Source organism: Sphingopyxis sp. MWB1 (genome assembly GCF_000763945.1).
Classification (GTDB): domain Bacteria; phylum Pseudomonadota; class Alphaproteobacteria; order Sphingomonadales; family Sphingomonadaceae; genus Sphingopyxis.
Map to the genome: position 1 here is coordinate 856,057 of NZ_JQFJ01000002.1, position 20,727 is coordinate 876,783.

Sequence of the window (20,727 nt, forward strand, 5' to 3'; positions counted from 1 at the left end):
CTTTTCCTATGCTGCTTCCTTATGCAGCGAGTTTGCGCAGCACATAATGCAGAATGCCGCCGTTCATATAATATTCGACCTCGTTCGCCGTGTCGATGCGGCAAAGCGTGTCGAAGCTGAAGGTCGAGCCATCGGGGCGGGTGACCTCGACCGTCACCGTCTGGCGCGGCTTGAGATCGGCGACGCCGCGGATCGTGAACTGGTCGTCGCCGGTGAGGCCCAGCGTTTCGCGCGTGTCGCCGTTCGTGAATTGGAGCGGCAGCACGCCCATGCCGACGAGGTTCGAGCGGTGGATACGCTCGAAGCTCTCGACGATCACCGCGCGGACGCCGAGCAGGTTTGTGCCCTTGGCTGCCCAGTCGCGCGACGAGCCGGTGCCATATTCCTTGCCCGCGACGACTACGAGCGGGGTGCCGTCGGCCTTGTGGCGCATCGCGACGTCGTAGATCGGCAGGACTTCGTCGCCGTAGCGCGACATGCCGCCTTCGATGCCGGGGACCATTTCGTTTTTGATGCGGATGTTGGCGAAGGTGCCGCGCATCATGACTTCGTGGTGGCCGCGGCGGGCGCCGTAGCTGTTGAAGTCGGCCTTGCTAACCTGATGTTCCATAAGCCATTTTCCGGCCGGGCTGTCCGCCTTGATGCTGCCCGCCGGAGAGATGTGGTCGGTCGTGATGCTGTCACCCAGGATCGCGAGCGGTTTCGCGTTCACGATGTCGCCGACCGGCGCGGGGGTCATTTCCATGCCCTCGAAATAGGGCGGGTTCGCGACATAGGTCGAGCCCGCGCGCCACTGATAGGTGTCCGACCCCTCGACATTGATCTTCTGCCAATGCTCGTCGCCCTTGTAGACATGGGCGTAGCGGCCGAGGAACATGTCGCGGTCGACCGCGCCGGCGATGGTGTCGGCCACTTCCTGGTTGGTCGGCCAGATGTCGGCGAGGAACACGTCCTTGCCGTCCTTGTCCTGCCCGATCGGGGTGGTGGTGAAATCCTCGGTCACCGTGCCCTTGAGCGCATAGGCGACGACGAGCGGCGGCGAGGCCAGGAAGTTCGCGCGCACGTCGGGCGACACGCGGCCTTCGAAGTTGCGGTTGCCCGAGAGGACCGAGGCAGCGACGATGTCGTTGCCGTTGATCGCGGCCGAAATCGGCTCGGCAAGCGGCCCCGAATTGCCGATGCAGGTCGTGCAACCATAGCCGACGAGGTTGTAGCCGACGGCGTCGAGATGCGCCTGAAGCCCCGATTTGACGAGATAGTCGGTGACGACCTGCGACCCCGGCGCGAGGCTGGTCTTGACCCACGGCTTGGGCTTCATCCCGCGCTCGTTCGCCTTTTTCGCGACGAGTCCCGCGGCGATCATCACGCCGGGGTTCGAGGTGTTGGTGCAGCTGGTGATCGCGGCGATGACAACGTCGCCGTCGCCAATGTCATGATCCTTGCCCTCGACCGCAACGCGCGCGGGCTTGTCCTTGCCGTACAGTTTCTTGAGGTCGGCGTTGAACACATCGTCGACTTCGGTGAGGACGACCTTGTCCTGCGGCCGCTTCGGCCCCGCAAGGCTGGGCACGACGCTGCCCATGTCGAGCTCGAGCGTGTCGGTGAAGACGGGGTCGGGCATGTCGGCCGACAGCCACAGCCCCTGCGCCTTGGCATAGGCTTCGACCAGCGCGAGATTTTCGTCGCTGCGCCCGGTGAGGCGCATGTAATCGAGCGTCTTGTCGTCGATGCCGAAAAAGCCGCAGGTCGCGCCATATTCGGGCGCCATATTGGCAAGCGTCGCGCGGTCGGCGAGGCTGAGGGTCGAGAGGCCCGGCCCGAAATATTCGACGAAGCGCCCGACGACGCCCTTGGCGCGCAGCATCTGCGTCGCGGTGAGCACGAGGTCGGTCGCGGTGACGCCTTCCTTCAATTGCCCCGTCAGCTTGAAGCCGACAACTTCGGGGATGAGCATCGACACGGGCTGGCCGAGCATCGCGGCCTCTGCCTCGATCCCGCCGACGCCCCAGCCGAGCACGCCCAGCCCGTTGATCATCGTCGTGTGGCTGTCGGTGCCGACGCAGGTGTCGGGATAGACAACCATTTCGCCCGAGCGATCCTCGCTCGACCACACCGCCTGCGCGATATGTTCAAGGTTGACCTGGTGGCAGATGCCGGTGCCCGGGGGGACCGCCTTGAAATTGTCGAGGCTTTTCGACCCCCATTTCAGAAAGTCATAGCGTTCGCCGTTGCGATAATATTCGATCTCGACATTCTGTTCGAACGCCTTGGGATGGCCGAATTCGTCGACCATGACGCTGTGGTCGATGACGAGGTGGACGGGGACGAGCGGGTTGATCTTTGACGTGTCGCCGCCAAGCTTCGCAATCGCATCGCGCATCGCGGCGAGATCGACGACGCAGGGAACGCCGGTGAAATCCTGAAGCAGCACGCGCGCGGGGCGATACTGGATCTCGCGGTTCGAGCGCGGGTCCTTTTGCCAGTCGACAATCGCCTGCACATCGTCGGTCGACACGGTGAAGCCGTCATCTTCGAAACGCAGCAGATTTTCGAGCAGCACTTTCATCGAAAAGGGCAGACGCGAGACATCGCCAAGCTTCGCCGCCGCCTTGTCGAGCGAATAATAGGCATATTTCTTGCCGCCGACGTCGAGCGTCGAACGGGTGCCAAGCGTGTCCTTGCCAGTGGTGGTCATGTGCAGTTCCCTTTTCGGGCGCGGCGGGGAATGACCCTCCTGCCCGATCCGAGAGAGCGGGGCGGCGGAGAGTCGCGCGCGCGGTTAATGTTGGCGACGCCTTACGCCGAGGGGCAGGAAATGCAAGGGGGCGGGGGTGGATTGATCCGTGCGGCGGGCGGGGAATGGCGCGGGGGTGGGTGCGCCGGCGCGGCGTTCGGGGATTGCGTTTATTGTCATACGAGACCACGATAGAGAGCCGCGTCGTTTCAAACCGTCCGCCCGGATGGTGATCCGGCCCGCTGGCGGCCGGCCCCGGATCAAGTCGATAGATATCCCCCGTGTACAGACGGCGTAGCGCTACCCTCTGGCCCCCGGCTTTGCCGGGGCACAAGCAATTCCTCGGAATGGGATAATCGCCGAAGATGTCCAGAGTGACGATGGGAGAGCAGCCGTGAATAACCGAAAGGACCCGGTTTTGCAGGGGAGTTGATTGCATAGCTAATCCTTCCTTGGGGGACGCTTGCGGACCGGTGGCGGCCATGTCACGCCTTGTCGCCGGACAGGTAGAAGGAGATGAGGGATGGACAGGGTCATGGGAGCGGCGAGCATCGCCTTGCTAGTGGGATTGACTGGCGGAGCAGCGAGCGCAACCCAGCCGGGTGACAATAGGTCAAAACAGACGCTGATGGCGGAACACCCCGAGGCGCGCGCCTTTCAGGAGCGGTTGGGCTATTCCGATGCGGTGATTGCGGGCGACACCATCTATCTGTCGGGAGTGGTGGCTGGGCCCGGCCCCGGAGAAGAGACGCTGGAGCCGGGATTTGAACGCGCCTTTGCCCAAATGGGCGCCACGCTGGCGCGGGCGGGGGCAAGCTGGGCCGATGTTGTCGATATCACCAGCTTTCACACTGACTTACCGGGAACGATGGATGCGCTGATCGCGGTGAAGAACCGCCATGTCAAAGCCCCCTTCCCTGCCTGGACCGCCATTGGCGTATCGACGCTTTATGCGCCGACGGCGCTGGTCGAAATAAAGCTGGTGGCGCGGCGGGCCAAATGAGGAGCTGAATGGTCGAACGCCGCAACGCGCGCGAGGGGGTGGTGCAGCAAGGTCGGCGCAGGAGCCCCCCCCCGGGGCCCTTAGTGCGTCATGCGGCCCAGCCGCTCGCTCCAGGGCGCGGTGATGCTGCAACTGAGCCCCTGAGGGTCATAATGGAGCACCGCGAGGCCGTCGAAGGCCGACACGCTTTTCGAAATGGTGCGCTGACCAAAGCCCTGATGGCTGGGCGCAGTGACGGGCGGGCCATCCATTTCGCGCCAGTGGAAGCGAAACTCCTTTGCCTCGCTGTCGGGAACCGTCCATTCGATGCGAAGCTTGCCGCCATTTTGCGAAAGCGCGCCATATTTTGCGGCATTGGTCGCAAGTTCATGCACTGCAAGCGCCAGCGCCATCGCGGCAGGCTCGCTAAGCCGGACGGGCGGGCCGTCGATCGCGATATCATGGTCGATCGCATAGGGAGCGAGCGTATCGGCGAGTAATTCGCTCAGTTCGGTATCCTTGCGCTCGACCGCGCGGACATGCGCTTTTGCCAGCGCGGCGAGGCGCGCGTCGAACACATCGCGAAAGGCCGTGGGTTCGGGGTGCGAACGCATCGTGGCATAAACAAGCGCGCCCACCGTGCTGAGAAAATTGCGGACGCGATGCTGAAATTCGCCGACCATCAATTGCTGCTGCTGATAAAGCTGGCGATAGGCGAGGATCGCGCCGCACAGTCCGGCATAAAGATGCGCCAGATCGCGCTGCGCCGGGGCGAGCGGTTGCCCCGCATCATAGGTGATGACGAGTGTGCCGAGAACCAGCGCCTCGCGGTTGGCGGCAGGGATGGAAATCAGCGCCTCCATCCCATGCGCGAGCGACAAAGCTTTCCAGATATCGGCGAAACGATCGTCCTCGCGCACATCGTCGCAATCGACCGTGCGCCCTTCATAAACGGCAAGCGCGCAGGAGCCGGGCCGGTCGATTACCGCTATGCCCTTTAGCGCTTCGCCATAAGCGGGATCGAGCGAGGGGAAAATCGCTTCTTCGAAAATAAGGCGTGCCCGGTCGAGGATGGTGATCCCGACAACCGCGCCCGGAAACGCCCGTTCGGTAAGCTGGCAAAAGCCCATCAGAATCGCCGAAGGGTCATCGCCATGCGCCATTTGTTCGCAGGCGGCGCTTTGCGCATCATATATCAACACCATCATCTCCGCAGCAAAGCGCAGAGCAGGCATGATCCCCAACGCTCCGGCAAAATCTGCCAGCGCCTTTCTAGCATGACATGGCGCGCGAACGAAACGCGCAGCCCCTGTGAAAAGCCGGGATGGGGCGAATGGTGGGCCTATCGGGTTCGGCCGTGTGGCGCGCGCGTGCGGGGAGCCGGGTCCGGCGCGATCAGGCAGTGCCGCGCACCGCGAGGCGCACGGGAATGCGCGTGCCGGTACGGGTGTGGGCGTCATCCTCCAGCGCCATGGCAACCAGCGCCTCGCCCGCGGCGTCGAGATCGGGTTCGAGCGTGGTGAGCGCGGGATCGGCGAGCGTGCCCGCGCGAATGCCGTCAAAACCGATCAGCGCCACATCCTGCGGCACGCGGCAGCCCATTTCCTTCACCCCCTGAAGCACGCCGAGCGCGAGCATGTCGCTCGCCGCGAAAATCGCGTCGATATCGGGATGGTCGGCGAGAAGCTGGCGCGCGGCGGCGACGCCCTGTGCGTGGCGGTCAGACGCTGCCGGGGGCGCGACGATGTGCGGGGTGATGCCATGGGGGGCGAGCGCGGCGGCAAAGGCATCGCGGCGCTCGTCAAACTGGCGCTGGGGGGATTTTTGCGGGCCAATGAAGGCGATATTGCGCCGACCGGACGCGAGGAGGTGTTCAGCGGCAAGCCGCGCGCCGCCTTCATTGTCGCTGCGCATCCAGCGGAAGGGTTCGCCGGGGCTCCCCCAACAGACGAAATCGAGACCTGAAGCCTGCGCCTCGCCAAAATAATCCCATGCCGCGCGATTGCTGGTGGTGCCGATGACGATCATGGCATCGGCCAGGCCGGAGGCGACGAAATCAGCGCGAAAATTCGCCTCGCTTTCCTGAAAGCTGACGAGCAGGTTGAACCCGCGCGCCGAGGTCGCGGCGGCGATGCTGCCCAGAAGCGCGAAGTAGAAGGGGTTGATCGCGCTGCGATCCTCGCCCGGGCGGCAGATGGTGACGAGCGCGATCGTCTCGCTGCTTTTGAGCCGCAGGCTGGAGGCGTGGCGATCGACGACATAGCCCATTTCGCGCGCGGCGGCGGTGACGCGGGCGCGAGTTTCGGCATTGACGCCGGGGCTGCCGCGCAGCGCGCGCGACACGGTCGATTGCGATACGCCCGCGCGTTCGGCAACGTCAAAGGATGTCGGGCGCAGCGGCCGGGCGGTCATGGCAGTCTCTCTCCCCTTTCCTGCCGTCTCTTGCGCCGCGCCGCCGGCTTGTCAATCGGGCGCCTTAATCGGATGAAAGGGGAGCGGGCGCCTGTTCGCGCCAGCGGATGACGACACGCAGGCAATGATCAACCGCACTGCGCTGCCATTCGCCCTTGAGCTGGCGCTCGATCAGCGAACGAATGAACTGGGTGCCAAAGCTTTCCCGGCTGCAATCGGGGGTATGGGGAAGGTCGCTTTCAGTCCAGTTGAAAAGCACTTCCTCCCCTTCACGACGCCAGTCGATCGCAAGCTGTCCCTTGCCCGCCAAGGCGCCATATTTGATGCTGTTCGTCACCAGTTCGTGGATGGCGAGCGCAATCGCCTGCGCCCCGTCATCGTCGAGGCGCACCGCCGGGCCATCGACCGCGGCAAGCTGATCGGCGCTGACCCCGGCCAGTTCCAGTTCGCGGTGAACGATGGCGCCCAGTTCCACCCGATCCACGACGCCGCTGACGAGCATTTGCTTTGCATCGGACAGGGCACGCAGCCGCCCGTCGAAGCGCACCTCAAAATCTTCCAGATCCTTGGCTTCGCGCAAGGTGATGCGGGCGAGCGCGCCGATGCGGGCGAAGGCGTTTTTCATGCGATGCGCCATTTCGCCCATCATCAGCTCGCGATCTTCGGCGTGACGAGCCTTTTCCTCCGCGAGCGCCTGAAAGGCGCCTAGGCGGCGTTGCTGGACGCGGTGCAACTTGGTCGCAAGCAGCGCGAGCGCAATGCCGAAAAGCAAAATGGCGAGCGGGCGCCCCAGCCTCTCCTGAAAACGGCCATAGGACAGGCGCATGGTCCATTGATGATCGGCGATGCGGATGCGCTTTTCCTGGGCGTCCCAGCCGAGTTTGCCATGAGCGAAGACGCGCTGGGCCTTTGGCCCCTCGCCCGCGTAAATCTCGATGCCGTGAAGCCGGGACAATTGGCTCCCTAAGGCTGCGGTCATCAAGTCGCCGACCCGGAAGGGTGCATAAACAAAACCTTCGATCGGGCGCACGCCTTTGGCAGTGGCAACGACCCCGGCGCCCTCTGGCTCCCCTGCTCTCTCCGGGCCTAGCGGCGAAGCCATAACGCCGGCGGAGGCGGGCAGCACATTAGCATAGACGGGCAGATAAATAAGGAAACCCGGGTGAGGCCGTTCGCCTTCCTGTTCCTGCACCAGCTGGACAATGCCCGTGGCGGCGGCATTGCCCGTCTGCCACGCCCGGCGCATCGCCTCGCGCCGGACCGGTTCGCTATACATGTCATAGCCGAGCGCGGCGCGGTTGCGGGCAGTGGGCGGTTCGAGAAGGACGATAGGAAAGCCGATCGGCTGGCCGGTTTCGGGCCAAACCCGAATATCCTCTCCATAATTTTCGCGCAGCCGTGCCTCGGCAGCGGCGGGGGTACCCCGGCGCATCGCCAGCGCAATCCCGACCCCCTGCATTCCCGGCGCGCGCACCTGCGGTTGAAGTGCGGCAAGATAGGCGCGAATGCCGGGGCCGCTGGTTTCCATGTCCGACTGGTAAAGCGCCCGCACCCCTTCGAGCACCGCAAGTTGATCGCGCAGACGGGTGTTCACCTGCATCGCCAGCCGGTCGGCCTGTTCTTCTTCATCTCGCTGATTATAGATGAAACTGGCCGTCGCGGTTGCCAGTGTCGCGAGCAGGATCAACAGGCCCACAAAGCGGACGAGCAGACCCAAAAGCCGATCAGCCCACAAATTTCGTCCCATTGCGCTCGTCCTGCTCCCCGGTTGATACCATAGCGCGTTCCGCGCCCGCCGGGCGGCCCATTCCATATGCGCTGGGGACAAGTGATGCCCGTGTCAATGCTTATGCGCCGAAGTGCAGGAGCGTCGGGCAGGGCCCGAAGAAAAACATATAAATAGTTGCATGTCGCAACCCTTTTTCTATGGTCGACGCATCATCAAGGGAGGTGTTGCGCGTGATTATCTATGGGTCGATCCTGTCGCCGTTCGTGCGGAAATTACTGGCTTATCTGGGCGAAAAGAATATCGCGTTCGAGCTGAAGGGCGTCGGCATTGGCGATCCCGATCCGGGATTTCGCGCCGCGTCGCCGCTCGGCAAAATGCCCGCGATGGAGGATGATGGATTTACCCTCGCTGATTCCAGCGCCATCATCCATTATCTGGAGGCCAAATATCCCGAGCCCGCCCTGATCCCCGCCGACCCGCAAGAGCGCGGGCAGGTCATCTGGTGGGATGAATTTGGCGACACCGTTTTTGCCCTTTGTTCAGGCAAGATGTTCTTCAACCGCGTCGTCGCGCCCAAATTTCTGAACCGCAAAGGCGATGCCGCCATGGCTGACCAGGCCGAGCGCGAGGAATTGCCCAAATTGCTCGATTATCTGGAAAGCGCCCTGCCCGCGTCGGGCTTTCTGGTCGGCGACCGGCTGACGTTGGCCGATCTGGCGGTGGCATCGCCGTTGATGAATTTTCGCCATTGCGGCGCGCGGATCGATCCCGCCGTTCACCCCAAGATCGCCGCCTGGAGCGAAGCGATATTGGCGCGCCCTAGCCTTGCGCCCTGGGTCGAAAAGGAAGAGCGGATGATGAAAAAGGGCATGGGCGAGGCTTGACGCCAGGCATTTGAAAGGCTGAGCGATTTTGGCGGAAGGGAGCGATGGACGCTCCCCTTCCGATGGAGCCTTCACGTCTTGAAATACCGTTATCCCTTGCCGCTTTATCATAGCTGGCCGCTGCGCGAGCGCGCGGGGCATTTTGCGCTGGGGCATCTCCACGACGCCGGGACGGAAACCGGCGACCGCGCGGCGCCGCTGCCCGGCGGGCCGTCCCCTGGTAATGAGAACAGCCCTCTGCCCCCCGGCGTGGGCCAATGGCATTGCCGCCTGTCCGACAATAAGCTGAGCTGGTCGCCCACCGTTTTCGACCAGTTCGGGGTTCCGCGCGGCGCGGCGCTGAAACGTGAGGACATTGTTGCCCTTTATGCCGAACCGTCGCGCGCGGCGATGGAGCGGCTGCGCGCCCATGCGATTTCGCACCGGCGGGGTTTTACCATCGACGTCGAAATCCGGCCCGACCGCGCGCAGTCGCACTGGATCCGCCTGATCGCCGCGCCGCAATGCGCCGATGGCCGGATCGTGGGGCTGCATGGGCTGAAAATATTATTGCCGCCGAAGAAGGACTGACGCACCGCCGCTTTACAGGGGAAACGGCTTAAGCGGGTTTCCAGGTCCGGCGTTCCTCGGCCTGTTTCAGCACTTCGAACGCGGCCTGTCCCGCTGCGAAGCGCTTGGCCGCTTCTTCATCGCCCGGCTTCACATCGGGATGGCATTCCTTGGCGAGATTGCGCCAAGCCTTTTTCGCCGCCTCAAAATCGGCATCGGGTTCCAGGTCGAGTACATCGAGGGCGCGCATTTCATCGGCGCTGCGGGTGCCGTCGCCCGATCCGCCCCATGTATAATGTTGCGCCTTGGCATAGCTGCGCGCGCCGCGTGCTTCCTCGGCGGCGCGAGCGGCGGCATCTTCCTCGCTCAGCCCTGCAAAATAGTCCCAGCCGCGATTATATTCGGCGGCATGGGTTTCGCAGAAATACCAGCGTTCAGGGCTGTTGGGCGATTTGGGCGCGGGACAATTGCCCGGCTCATGGCAGCCATGGCGGTCGCACAGGCGCACCTGCTGCGCCTCGCGCCCCGCACCATAGGGGCGCCAGCGGGGAAAACCCCAGTCGTCGGATCGTCTTGCGCGGCTCATTGCGCCCCATGTAGCGAGGGATGAGCGCAAATACTAGGCGGGGTCTGGCCCGAAAAGGGCGTTTGTCACCCCTTCTTCGGCTTGTAGCCGAAAGCCTGTTTCGCCAGTTTTTCCACTTCGGGATCGAGATCGGGCGGAGTCATCGGCACAGCCTTTTCCAGCACATCGGCAATATGGGTCAGTGCGGCGATGCGCGCGGCCTTTTTGTTATTGCCGTCGATCACCTTCCATGGCGCCCAGCGCGTGTCGGTCTGGTCGAACATATCCTGCATCGCGGCGAGATAATCGTCGCGGCGCGCGCGGTTGCGATAATCCTCCGCCCCCGTTTTCCAGCGTTTCCACGGGTCGTCGAGCCGGTCGGCGAAGCGCTTGTCCTGTTCGTCTTGCGTTACATGCATGAAAAGCTTGATCAAATTCGTCTGCGAGCCGGTAAGCTGGGCTTCGAATTCATTGATCTCGTCATAGCCCTTGCGCCATTCGGCCTCGCTTGCAAAGCCTTCGACCCGCTCGACCAGGACGCGGCCATACCAGCTGCGATCAAAGATGGAGATTTCGCGATAGCCCGGCAGGCGTTTCCAGAAACGCCAGAGGAAATGGCGCGCCTTTTCCTCATCGGTCGGCGCGCTGATCGGCCAGACTTCGAAAAAGCGGGGATCAAGCTCGGCCGTCAGGCGGCGGATCGCCCCGCCCTTGCCCGCCGCGTCCCAGCCTTCGAACAGGATGACGCTGCGCTGACGGTGGATAATATGCGCGCCCTGAATGCGCTGAAGCCGGTCCTGCAGGGCCGCAAGATCGTCGCGATAGTCGCCATCATATTTGGCGCCGGTTTCATAATCGGAAAGGGATATGCTCATATCAACGCCCATCTAACGCAGATTTTGGCGGCGAGCCAGGTTTCGCCGCCCTGCCCCCTTGTCGCACAGGGGGCTTAAGAGGGCGTTAGGAGATATCCGCAGGGCGTCATGGCGAACGCGGCGCAGCCCGGTGAAGCAATCTCCAGCGGGCGGCCTGCCGCACAGATAGCGGGAGGTTGCGGCCTCCCCGGAGCAAGTCCGGGCTCCTCGCAATGGCAGGCACGGAGCTTGGAGAGGGCAGAGGGCTAATCGCCGATCACGTCCGCCGGAGCGCCTGCTTCCGCAATGACGACCGCGAGGCGTTCGGGGGCCTCCATGGGAATGAAATGACTGTGCTCGGCCCATTGTTCGTCGCGCACCGCGTTCAATTCCGCGCCGAGGCCGGGCCAGGTAGGGCTGACCGAAAAGTCGAGCGCATTGGCGCGCTCGCCGCTGCGCGCGCGGATCACGCTGACGGGGGCGCTGATGCGGCCCAGCCATTCATAGGGATTGCGGTGCAGCGCATTTTGATAGACCGACGCTTCCAGCCGGGGCGGACAGGCCAGTTCCCACCCCTCGCCATCGGCAGCCGGAAGCAGGCCGTGGCGGCAATAATCGGCGAGGATGTCGGGCTGCCACGCGCTGTAGGGCAAGCGCTTGCCGAGGTGCGCCGCCATCGCCTGCCAATCGGTCCAGCGCGCGCGGCGGCGGGCGACGGGATGGTCATCATCGGCGATGGGGTCGCTCGCCGCGGCTTCATACATGGCGCGCGGCATGATCACCGGATCGACGAGGATCAGATGGACGAAAGCGGCGGGCCGCTCCGCCGCGAGGCGCGTGAGGATAAGGCCGCCCATGCTGTGGCCGCAACCGACCCAGCGCTGACCGGGAAAATGATCGAGCAAGGGCAGGAGCGCGTCGCCGCTCGCGCCCCAGTCGGCGAGGGTGTCCGGGCGATAGCTGCGCCCGTGGCCGCGATGATCGGGCGCGACAATATGGGTGCCCGCCGGCAGCGCGGCAGCGACCCGGTCCCAGACGCGCGCGTGAAAGCCGGTCGCGTGGAGAAGCAGCACCGAGGGGGCATCGGACCGGGTGCCCCATTCGAACCAGCAGATATCGCCCGCAGGTGTGGCAAGGCGATGTTCGCGCGGGCCGCTCACGCTCAATTTTTCGGACCGTCGACCAGCCGGATGCGAAGTTCCTTGAGCTGCTGATCGCTGACCGGCGCAGGCGCGCCCATCATCAGGTCTTCGGCCTTCTGGTTCATCGGGAAGACCACGACCTCGCGAATATTGGGCTCGTCGGCGAGCAACATGACGATGCGGTCGACACCCGGCGCCGATCCGCCGTGCGGCGGCGCGCCATATTTGAAGGCGTTGATCATGCCGCTGAAATTCGCATCGACTTCGGCCTGGCTGTAGCCCGCGATTTCGAACGCCTTGTACATGATGTCCGGGCGATGATTCCGGATCGCGCCCGACGACAGCTCGACGCCGTTGCAGACGATGTCGTACTGCCACGCGAGAATGTCGAGCGGGTCTTTGGTTTCCAGCGCCTCCAGCTCGCCCTGCGGCATCGAGAAGGGGTTGTGCGAAAAGTCGATCTTGCCCGTTTCCTCGTCGCGCTCGAACATCGGAAAATCGACGATCCAGCAGAGCTCGAACTTGTTCTGGTCAATGAGCTCAAGCTGTTCGGCGACGCGCGTGCGCGCAAGGCCTGCAAGCTTTGCCGCGACAGCTTCCTTGCCCGCAGCAAAGAACAGCCCGTCGTCGGGGCCGAGGCCGAGTTCGGCGGCGAGCGCGTCCATCTTTTCCGGGCCATGGTTCTTGGCGATGGGGCCGCCCCACTCGCCGCCCTTGCGCGTCGCATAGCCAAGGCCCGCAAAGCCTTCGCCCTGCGCCCAGCTGTTCATATCGTCGAAGAATTTGCGGCTCTTCTCGGCCGTCCCCGGCGCGGGGATCGCGCGCACGACGTCGCCCGCCGCGACGATGTCGGCGAAGCGGCCAAAGCCCGACCCGGTGAAATGCGCCGAGACGTCGCTGATGATGATGGGGTTGCGAAGGTCGGGCTTGTCATTGCCATATTTCAGCATCGATTCGCGGTAGGGGATGCGCGGGAACGACCCGGCGGGCGTCACCGACTTGCCGTTCGCAAATTCCTCGAACACGCCCGCGAGTACGGGTTCGATGGCGTTGAACACATCATCCTGCGTGACGAAGCTCATCTCGAAATCGAGCTGGTAGAATTCGCCGGGCGAGCGGTCGGCGCGCGCATCCTCGTCGCGGAAACAGGGCGCAATCTGGAAATAGCGGTCGAAACCCGCGACCATCAGCAATTGCTTGAACATCTGCGGCGCCTGCGGCAGCGCATAAAATTTGCCGGGGTGGACGCGGCTGGGCACCAGATAATCGCGCGCGCCCTCGGGCGAGGAAGCGGTGAGGATCGGCGTCTGATATTCCACAAATCCCTGTTCGGTCATGCGGCGGCGCAGGCTCGCGATGACGTTCGAACGCAGCAGGATGTTCTTGTGCAGCCGCTCGCGGCGCAGGTCGAGGAAGCGGTACTTCAGGCGAATATCCTCGGGATATTCCTGTTCACCCGCGACGGGCAGCGGCAGTTCGGCGGCGGCCGACTGCACCGACACTTCGCGCGCGCGCACTTCGATCTCACCCGTGGGCAAGTTCACATTCACTGTTTCCGCCGAACGGGCGACGACATCGCCGGTCACCGTCACCACGCTTTCGGCGCGCAGCCCGTCGAGGATGGCAAAGGCCGGATCGCTCGAATCCGCGACAATCTGGGTCAGCCCATAATGGTCGCGCAGATCGACGAAGAGCAGGCCGCCATGGTCGCGCTTGCGATGGACCCAGCCCGAGATGCGGACATTCTGACCGACGTCCTGGCTGCGAAGCTGGCCGCAATGATGGGTGCGATAGGCGTGCATGATGGCGTCTTTCAAATGACTGGATGGGGGCGCGGACAAAATGCGCCGATATGGCCGCGCCTAAGCCAGCTTGCGGGCCGGTTTGTCAAGGGGCGCGGGGCCTAACCGTCGGTCAGGCCCAGCCCGTCGAGAACCGCGCTGCCGAATAGGGCGCGGTGTGCGGGATCGGGGAGCAGCCGGTCGCGCGCGGCGCGCCAGCGGCGGTAATCCTCCCCATAATCGGTGCACACGCGGGCAGCATCGAGCTGGCAGCTTTTTCCCCAATGGCGGGTGAAGGCGATCCCCTCCGCATCGAGCAGATCGACGACCCGGGCATAGGCTTCTGCCGTGCGCGCGCTGCGCGGACCGTCGAAATCGATTACCGCATTGTCGGGAAAGCGCGCGGGCGCGAGGAGCCCCTGCGCTTGTTTCATAAAGCGCAGCGTCACCACCGTCGAACCGCCATGGCGGGCATAGGCCGCGCAGATGAGTTCGAAGGCATAGGCCAGATCGGCGCGGTCGATGGTCACCGAGGCGTTGAACAAATTGGCGAGCGGGCGGTGTGTATCCAGCCCCTCCCCCCAACTGCCATAGACCGGCGGGTCATCGACGTCGGGCCCGGCGGCATAGCCGAGCCGCATCGCATATTGGAGCAGCGCGCCGCGCGCCCACGGATAATCGTCGAGCAATCCCCCCAGCAGGCTGAGCGCGTCATAGCCCGCACCCAATTCGCCCGCCGTTGCGCGCGGATAATCGGCCCGCCAAGGTTCGGCATAGAGGAAGCGCAGCATCGCAGGGCGCGTGAAAGGCTTGTAGGGATTGACGATCATCTGCACGAAGGCGGGATCGCGGTCGAGCGCATAGGTCGCCGAAAAACGGCGGAAGTCGCCCGCCGCGAGCCAGTCGAGCGCGGCGCGCTCCACCCGGCGCAGATTCTGGATCGGGCGGACCAGGAATTTGGGCACGCTGTCCACCACCATCGCGGTTACAACGCCGAGTGCGCCGACGCCCAGCTGCGCGGCGGCGAAAATCTCGTCATCGCGCAGCGCCGTCGACCCTGTGGCGGCGATGAAGGCGTCGTTCATCACCCCCGCCGCCGGCTCGATCCAATAAATGCCGCCCGGTGTGACAAGCTGAACCGCGCGCAAATGGTCCTGAATACCGCCACGTTCCACCATCGAGCCATGGGTTCCGGTGGCGCAGGCGCCGGCGAAAGTCTGGCCATTGCCCGCGCCGCTGGTCCAGAGCGAACGGCCCTGTCCTTCGAGCTTGTCCGAAACTTCATCGACGAGCGCGCCGCACTCCACGAGCATTAGCGCAGCGGGATCGGCGCCGCTGCCTGGGCGAAGATCGTCCGGCCTGATGCGAAAACAGCGGTTGAAACGCCGCGTGTGGAGCAGCCATGCATCGGAGGCGATATTGATGTTCGAGGGCGACCAGCCAGCGCCGAGCGGACGCACGCGGCGCCCCTCCCCCAGCGCAGCGTTCAGCCAGTCCTGCACATCGCGCGCCGCCGCCGCCAGTTCATCGCGGCCGCGTTCTGCATCGCCGCTGCGCAACGCGAAACGCGGCGCGCGTTCGGCAGTACCGGTGCCATGATAATTGGTCCAGCGCTCCGCCCCGCCCAGATCGACAATCGGCATCAGGCATCCCCCAGCGGAAAAATGCCCGCATGGGCGCGCCACGCGACCGTCACCGGACGCAGAAAGCCGAAAGTGGCGATGCTGACGAGTATTTGCCGCCGAGTCGCAAAAACGCGCACGTCGCACAGCCCATGATCGGCCTCTGGCGTCAGAAAGGGTTGTTTCGCCTGCGACGCGAATCCCCACCCTTTTAGCGTGACCACCATATATTCTTCGTCGAGCGGCCTTGGGTTGGCGATCGATATGAAAATATCGGCCTGTCCCGCAGCATATTGCCCGACCAGCAACGCGCCAAACAGCGCCGCCAGCACCCAAGCGATTGTCATCTTTACCCCCTTCGTTTTCCCCGCCGGTATTCCGGCCCCCTGCGACCCGAAGAGTGCGGACAATTTTTCTGCCCGTCACGGTCAACTAGCTGTATAGGCGCGCTATGCAAGTCCATCCGCTTATCGAAACCAGCGCGGCGCTCGCCGAATTTTGTGACCTGATCAAGGACAGCGATTTTATCGCCGTCGATACCGAGTTCATGCGGGAAAACACCTTCTGGCCCGAGCTCTGCTTGATCCAGGTCGCCGATGCCCATCACGCCGCCGCCATCGACCCGATGGTCGATGGCATCGACCTCTCCCCCCTGCTCGACCTGATCGTGGATAATGAAAATATACTGAAGGTCTTTCACGCCGGGGGGCAGGATGTCGAGATCATCTTCAACCTGACCGGCAAGACGCCGCAGCCAATTTTCGACACGCAGGTCGGGCAGATGGCGCTGGGTCAGGCCGAACAGGTGGGATATTCCAATCTGGTCGATAGCTGGCTGGGGGTGCAGCTCGACAAGGGCGCGCGCTTTACCGACTGGAGCCGCCGCCCGCTCGATAAACGGCAGATCGATTATGCCATTGGCGATGTGACGTATCTGGCAAAAATTTTTCCGATGATGCTGAAAAAGCTGGTCAAGACCGGACGCGGCCATTGGCTGGACGAGGAAATGGAAAAGCTTGCCGACCCCGCCGGATATAATCTCGACCCCGAAAAAATGTGGCAGCGGATCAAGATCCCGTCGCGCAAACCTGACGTACTCGGGCGGCTGAAGGCGCTGGCGGCATGGCGCGAGCGCGAGGCGCGTAACAAGAATTTGCCGCGCGGGCGCATCGTCAAGGATGAAACGCTGGCCGATCTGGCCGCGCATCCGCCGAAGAATCAGGATGCTCTGGGCCGGGTGCGCGGCCTGTCGGCCACCTGGAAAAGCAATGACATCGGCGGGCGGCTGATCGACGCCCTGTCGGATGCCAAACCGTTGGCGAAGGAAGATATGCCCGAACGATCATCGCGCGGGCCTGGGCTGGGCAAGGAAGGGACGCTGGTCGCCGACCTGCTCAAACTGCTTCTGAAAATTCGCTCGCGCGAACTGAATGTCGCGGCACGGCTGATCGCGCGCAGCGATGATCTGGAGGCGCTGGCCGCCGGACGGCGCGAGGATATTCCGATGCTGCGCGGTTGGCGCCATGAAGTGTTTGGCGCGGCGGCGCTCGATCTGGTCGAGGGACGCGTTGGTTTTGCTGTGAAGCATGGCAAGCTGGTGATGAGCCGCATTGAGGTCGAGGCGGACGACGACAGCGAGGGCGCGGCGGCGGCGGACTAAGCGTTTTTCTTCGCTTGCTGATCCCGAGGTGTGTCTTGACTTCGCTCGACACGAACGGGATCAGGGCCGCCTCCCCGGCTGTCTCTTTGAAACCGGCCTAGAGCAAAACCATCTCCGGCTTGGCACCCAGCGACAGGGCAAGCGCGCGCAGGCGGCGTTCGACCGATTCGCCCGCCAGATGATGCCAGCCCGGATCGAGGCTGAGGCGCAGCCTTTCTCCCGCCAGCATCAGTGAGGTCGCGCGCAGGGGCGCCTCGATCCCGCCGCTCAGCCGCTGCGCGAGGCGGATGGCGAGGCCCCATTGCCGCGCTGGCACCAGCCGATCATCGCTGACAAGCGCCGACATATCGGGAAAATCGGCGTCGGGCCCGCCGAAACCCGCGTGGAGCGCGCGCGCAAGCAGCACCCGCCCCGCTATATCAACGCCGCGCCAATTGCCGTGGAGGCCGATCTCCATCCCGCGTTCGGCGCGAAAATCGGGATTGGCGGACCAGGCCACGTCGCTGAGCAGACTGGCCGCAAGGCGAATGCGACTGTCGCCCGGCACTTCATGCGCGAATATCGGCGCAATCCAGTCAGCGATAGCGCGGCCATGGGGAGCGAAACGCGCAAGGCGCCTTCCCTCGAATTCAGCGGCGACGATCAGCGGGTCCTGCGCCTTCACTTCGGGTTCGAGCGTCTGATAGAGCAGGCCTTCGCGAAGGCCCGAAGAGGACACCGTCATATCGGGCACGTCGATGATATTGACCAGCGCCGCGAGCAGCGCCGCCGCGTCGGGCAGGGTCGCGGCGCGGTTCGACGCCATGCCGGGAATCGCCTTTAGCTCGTCATAGCTCAGCCTTTTGGTCGCGCGCACGAGGCGGCGCACCGCCGCGCGCGGAATGCGATGCTGATCGAGCACGGCCAGCGGCGAACGGGTGAGTTCGAGATCAAGCCGCGCGAGCGCACGCCATGAGCCGCCGACGAGATACAGCGGACGCCCCAGGAGATTGCCGGGCCAGCCCGCCGTCTTGAGCATTTTGCGTATGGTGCGTTCGAACATCTGCTGACCGCCGCCGCGAAGTGCGGGAAGGCGCAGCACGCCCAGCGGGAAGGAAGCGCAGCGCCCAACCTCCCCATTCGCCACCTCGGCCAGTTCGAGGCTGCCGCCGCCAAGGTCGATGGCGATGCCATGGGCGTCGGGAATGCCCGACAAAATGCCGCAGCCAGCCGCCTCCGCCTCTTCGGCGCCCGAAAGCAGGCGGATTTTCAGCCCCGCCTCCGCTGCCCCGGCGATGAAGTCGGGGCCATTTTCGGCATCGCGCACCGCAGCGGTCGCGACGCATTGCAGGTCCTTCACCTCCATCTGCCGCGCGAGCAGCGCATAGCGGCGCAGCGCAACAAGGCCGCGTTCGGCATCGGCATCGGCAATGCGGCCATCGACCGCCAGGCCGCGACCGAGGCCCGCCGCAACCTTTTCGTTGAAAATCACCGCAGGCGCCCGCGCGGGGCCTTCATAAACAACAAGGCGAACCGAATTGGACCCGATGTCGATCACCGCCGAGCGGCGAACCGACGTCTTCAAATCTGTTTTTGACCCCAAAATCCCTGTCTCAATCTTCGTTATGGTGGAACGCCAATGTCGGCACATCCTGTCGCCGGTGCAGCGCGGTGCCGCGCCCTGACAGCGATGGGTTGGTCATGAAATAATGATGAAGGTTAAAAGGCTTGTCCCCCGGATGGACGCGCAAATAGGTGCCATCAGGCTGCAACGTCCAGCTTTGTTCATTGTCGATAAGATTGGCAACCAGCACTTGATCGAGAATCTGGTCGTGAACGGTCGGATTTTCGATGGGTATCATATATTCGACGCGCCGGTCGAAATTGCGCGGCATCCAGTCAGCGCTGGAAATATAAAGCTTTGCCCCCCGATGCGGAAGCGGCGCGCCATTGGCAAAGGCCCACACCCGGCTATGCTCCAGGAAGCGGCCCACCGCCGATTTGACGTTGATCGTTTCAGAGAGGCCAGGAACACCGGGACGCAGGCAGCAGATACCGCGCACCATCAATTCGATGGGCACGCCCGCCCGGCTCGCTTCATATAATTTGTCGATGATGTCGGGATCGACGAGGCTGTTCATCTTCGCCCAGACCCCCGACGCCCCGCCGGAGCGCGCGGCTGCGATTTCGGCGTCGATGAGCCTGGACAGATGCGCACGCATGTTGAGCGGCGACATGGTGATCATATCGAGCCGTTCAGGCTCCACATAGCCGGTGATATAGTTGAACAATTGCGCGGCATCGCGGCCCGCGCGCGGGTCGGCGGTAAAGAAGCTGAGGTCGGTATAGATGCGCGCGGTGACGGGGTGATAATTGCCCGTGCCAAAGTGGCAATAGCTGCGATAGCCCTGCCCTTCACGCCGGATCACCATCGAGATTTTGGCGTGGGTTTTCCACTCGATAAAGCCATAGACGACCTGGACCCCCGCGCGTTCGAGCTGATTGGCCCAGAGGAGATTCTGTTCCTCGTCAAAGCGTGCCTTGAGTTCGACCACAGCGGTCACCGACTTGCCTGCCTCCGCCGCCTCGATCAGCGCGCGGATCACCGGCGACTGATTGCCCGCGCGGTAGAGGGTCTGCTTGATCGCAACCACATCGGGGTCCGCCGCCGCCTGACGCAGGAAAGAGAGGACGACGTCGAAGCTTTCATAAGGGTGGTGAACGAGAATATCCTTGCTGCGGATCGCAGCAAAGCAATCGCCGCCATGTTCACGGATGCGCTCCGGAAAGCGCGGCGAAAAGGCGGGGAATTTAAGGTCCGGCCGGTCGACATCGACCAGTGCCGAGAGAGCCGCGAGGCCGACAAAGCCGTCGATCTTGGCAACGATGGCTTCATGCCCCTGAATATCGGCGTTGAGAACCGCGGCAAGCTCGCCCGGCATGTCGGCGCCAAGCTCCAGCAGGATGACCCGCCCCCGGCGGCGACGGCGGATCGCGGTGCGGAACAGGCGGACGAGATCCTCCGCCTCTTCCTCCAGTTCGATATCGCTGTCGCGGATAATGCGAAACACCCCGCGCGCGCGGATGCGATAGCCGGGGAAAAGCGTGTCGCCGAAAATTTCGACGAGATATTCGATGGGGACAAAGCCAGCCGTTTCCCCCGGAACCGGGACGAAACGCGCGAGCGAAGACGGGATGACGACCAGTTCGCGGATCGTTTCCCCGCTGCCGATGCGTTCGAGGTCGAAAATCACCCCCAACCCGCGATTGGGAATGAAGGGAAAGGGATGCGCAGGGTCGAGCACCTGCGGCGTCAGGATCGGAAAAATCTGCTCGATAAAATATCTATGCAGCGCGCGGCGGAGGCGTTCGGTGTCCGAGCCTTCACCATAGACCTTGATCCCCTGTTCGGCGAGCAGGCGGTTAAGCAACTGCCATTCGCTTTGCTGTTCGTCGACGAGGCGGTTCACCTCTGCCTCGATTTCCGCAAGCTGTTGCCCCGGCGAACGGCCATCGGCAGAGGGATCGTCGATGCCCTGAAGCTGCTGCCCCTTCAGCCCGGCGACGCGCACCATGAAAAATTCGTCGAGATTGCTGCCCGAAATCGACAGAAAGCGCAGCCGTTCAAGCAAGGGATGCGCGGGGTTGCACGCTTCCTCCATCACCCGCCGGTTAAAGGCGAGCCAGCTGAGTTCGCGATTGAAGAAGCGATCGGGACCAAAAGCGGCGACGCCGCCATCCCTGTCGTTATCCCCGCTACCGTCCCGCCCCCCGTTCCGATCAGGGTCTACATCATTGTCCGCGTGAAGGGGGCTGCCACCTGTCGCCATATCG

The 20,727-nt window shown here is 63.7% G+C and carries 16 protein-coding genes; 4 read left to right on the forward strand and 12 right to left on the reverse strand.

Going from position 1 to position 20,727, the window contains the following annotated elements:
• Positions 1-19: 19 nt before the first annotated feature.
• Positions 20-2,695 (reverse strand): aconitate hydratase AcnA, encoded by a 2,676-nt coding sequence (gene acnA, locus JV18_RS0104970; RefSeq protein WP_033073652.1) that lies wholly within the window; start codon positions 2,693-2,695, stop codon positions 20-22.
• Positions 2,696-3,257: 562 nt separating this feature from the next.
• Here acnA and JV18_RS0104975 point away from each other — a divergent pair.
• Complete coding sequence (locus JV18_RS0104975) at positions 3,258-3,737, forward strand: RidA family protein (protein ID WP_081944683.1); 480 nt, start codon at positions 3,258-3,260, stop codon at positions 3,735-3,737.
• A gap of 80 nt (positions 3,738-3,817) precedes the next feature.
• Here JV18_RS0104975 and JV18_RS0104980 read toward each other — a convergent pair whose 3' ends face one another.
• The 3 genes from JV18_RS0104980 to JV18_RS0104990 all read right to left on the reverse strand — a co-directional run bounded on the left by JV18_RS0104980 (position 3,818) and on the right by JV18_RS0104990 (position 7,875).
• Entirely contained in the window at positions 3,818-4,951 is a 1,134-nt protein-coding gene (locus JV18_RS0104980; RefSeq protein ID WP_052071743.1) for an HWE histidine kinase domain-containing protein, read from the reverse strand.
• A 160-nt stretch (positions 4,952-5,111) separates the two neighbouring features.
• Positions 5,112-6,128, reverse strand: a complete 1,017-nt coding sequence (locus JV18_RS0104985; RefSeq protein WP_052071744.1) for a LacI family DNA-binding transcriptional regulator — start codon at positions 6,126-6,128, stop codon at positions 5,112-5,114.
• 64 nt (positions 6,129-6,192) lie between these two features.
• Positions 6,193-7,875 carry a CHASE domain-containing protein gene (locus tag JV18_RS0104990; RefSeq protein WP_033073654.1) on the reverse strand — a complete coding sequence of 561 codons (1,683 nt, stop codon included), beginning with the start codon at positions 7,873-7,875 and terminating at the stop codon, positions 6,193-6,195.
• 203 nt (positions 7,876-8,078) lie between these two features.
• On the opposite strand from JV18_RS0104990, the gene JV18_RS0104995 reads away from it, so the two are divergent.
• Positions 8,079-8,741 (forward strand): glutathione S-transferase family protein, encoded by a 663-nt coding sequence (locus tag JV18_RS0104995; RefSeq protein ID WP_327195754.1) that lies wholly within the window; start codon positions 8,079-8,081, stop codon positions 8,739-8,741.
• A 78-nt stretch (positions 8,742-8,819) separates the two neighbouring features.
• Entirely contained in the window at positions 8,820-9,311 is a 492-nt protein-coding gene (locus JV18_RS0105000; protein WP_033073655.1) for a hypothetical protein, read from the forward strand.
• A 28-nt stretch (positions 9,312-9,339) separates the two neighbouring features.
• On the opposite strand, the gene JV18_RS0105005 is transcribed toward JV18_RS0105000, so the two are convergent.
• The 6 genes from JV18_RS0105005 to JV18_RS0105030 all read right to left on the reverse strand — a co-directional run bounded on the left by JV18_RS0105005 (position 9,340) and on the right by JV18_RS0105030 (position 15,601).
• Positions 9,340-9,876, reverse strand: coding sequence for a J domain-containing protein (locus JV18_RS0105005; RefSeq protein ID WP_033073656.1), 537 nt, complete (start codon positions 9,874-9,876; stop codon positions 9,340-9,342).
• Positions 9,877-9,941: 65 nt separating this feature from the next.
• Entirely contained in the window at positions 9,942-10,730 is a 789-nt protein-coding gene (locus JV18_RS0105010; protein WP_033074964.1) for a polyphosphate kinase 2 family protein, read from the reverse strand.
• Positions 10,731-10,975: 245 nt separating this feature from the next.
• The gene (locus JV18_RS0105015) at positions 10,976-11,869 is read right to left on the reverse strand and encodes an alpha/beta fold hydrolase (RefSeq protein WP_052071745.1); all 894 of its coding nucleotides are present in this window, start codon (positions 11,867-11,869) and stop codon (positions 10,976-10,978) included.
• Between the two features lie 2 nt (positions 11,870-11,871).
• On the reverse strand, positions 11,872-13,653 hold the full coding sequence (aspS, locus tag JV18_RS0105020; protein ID WP_033073657.1) for an aspartate--tRNA ligase: 1,782 nt from the start codon (positions 13,651-13,653) through the stop codon (positions 11,872-11,874).
• 101 nt (positions 13,654-13,754) lie between these two features.
• Positions 13,755-15,275 (reverse strand): FAD-binding protein, encoded by a 1,521-nt coding sequence (locus tag JV18_RS0105025; protein ID WP_033073658.1) that lies wholly within the window; start codon positions 15,273-15,275, stop codon positions 13,755-13,757.
• On the reverse strand, positions 15,275-15,601 hold the full coding sequence (locus tag JV18_RS0105030) for a hypothetical protein (protein WP_033073659.1): 327 nt from the start codon (positions 15,599-15,601) through the stop codon (positions 15,275-15,277). Before JV18_RS0105030 ends, JV18_RS0105025 begins: the two co-directional genes overlap by 1 nt.
• A 104-nt stretch (positions 15,602-15,705) precedes the next feature.
• Here JV18_RS0105030 and rnd point away from each other — a divergent pair, with 104 nt between their 5' ends.
• A complete protein-coding gene (gene rnd, locus JV18_RS0105035) occupies positions 15,706-16,914 on the forward strand; it encodes a ribonuclease D (protein WP_033073660.1) in 1,209 nt (402 codons plus the stop codon).
• 97 nt (positions 16,915-17,011) lie between these two features.
• Here rnd and JV18_RS0105040 read toward each other — a convergent pair whose 3' ends face one another.
• Together JV18_RS0105040 and JV18_RS0105045 are read right to left on the reverse strand one after the other, a co-directional pair.
• A complete protein-coding gene (locus tag JV18_RS0105040; RefSeq protein WP_033073661.1) occupies positions 17,012-18,544 on the reverse strand; it encodes a Ppx/GppA family phosphatase in 1,533 nt (510 codons plus the stop codon).
• The gene (locus tag JV18_RS0105045; RefSeq protein WP_033073662.1) at positions 18,507-20,723 is read right to left on the reverse strand and encodes an RNA degradosome polyphosphate kinase; all 2,217 of its coding nucleotides are present in this window, start codon (positions 20,721-20,723) and stop codon (positions 18,507-18,509) included. The genes JV18_RS0105040 and JV18_RS0105045 overlap by 38 nt, the downstream gene beginning before the upstream one ends.
• Positions 20,724-20,727 lie beyond the last annotated feature (4 nt).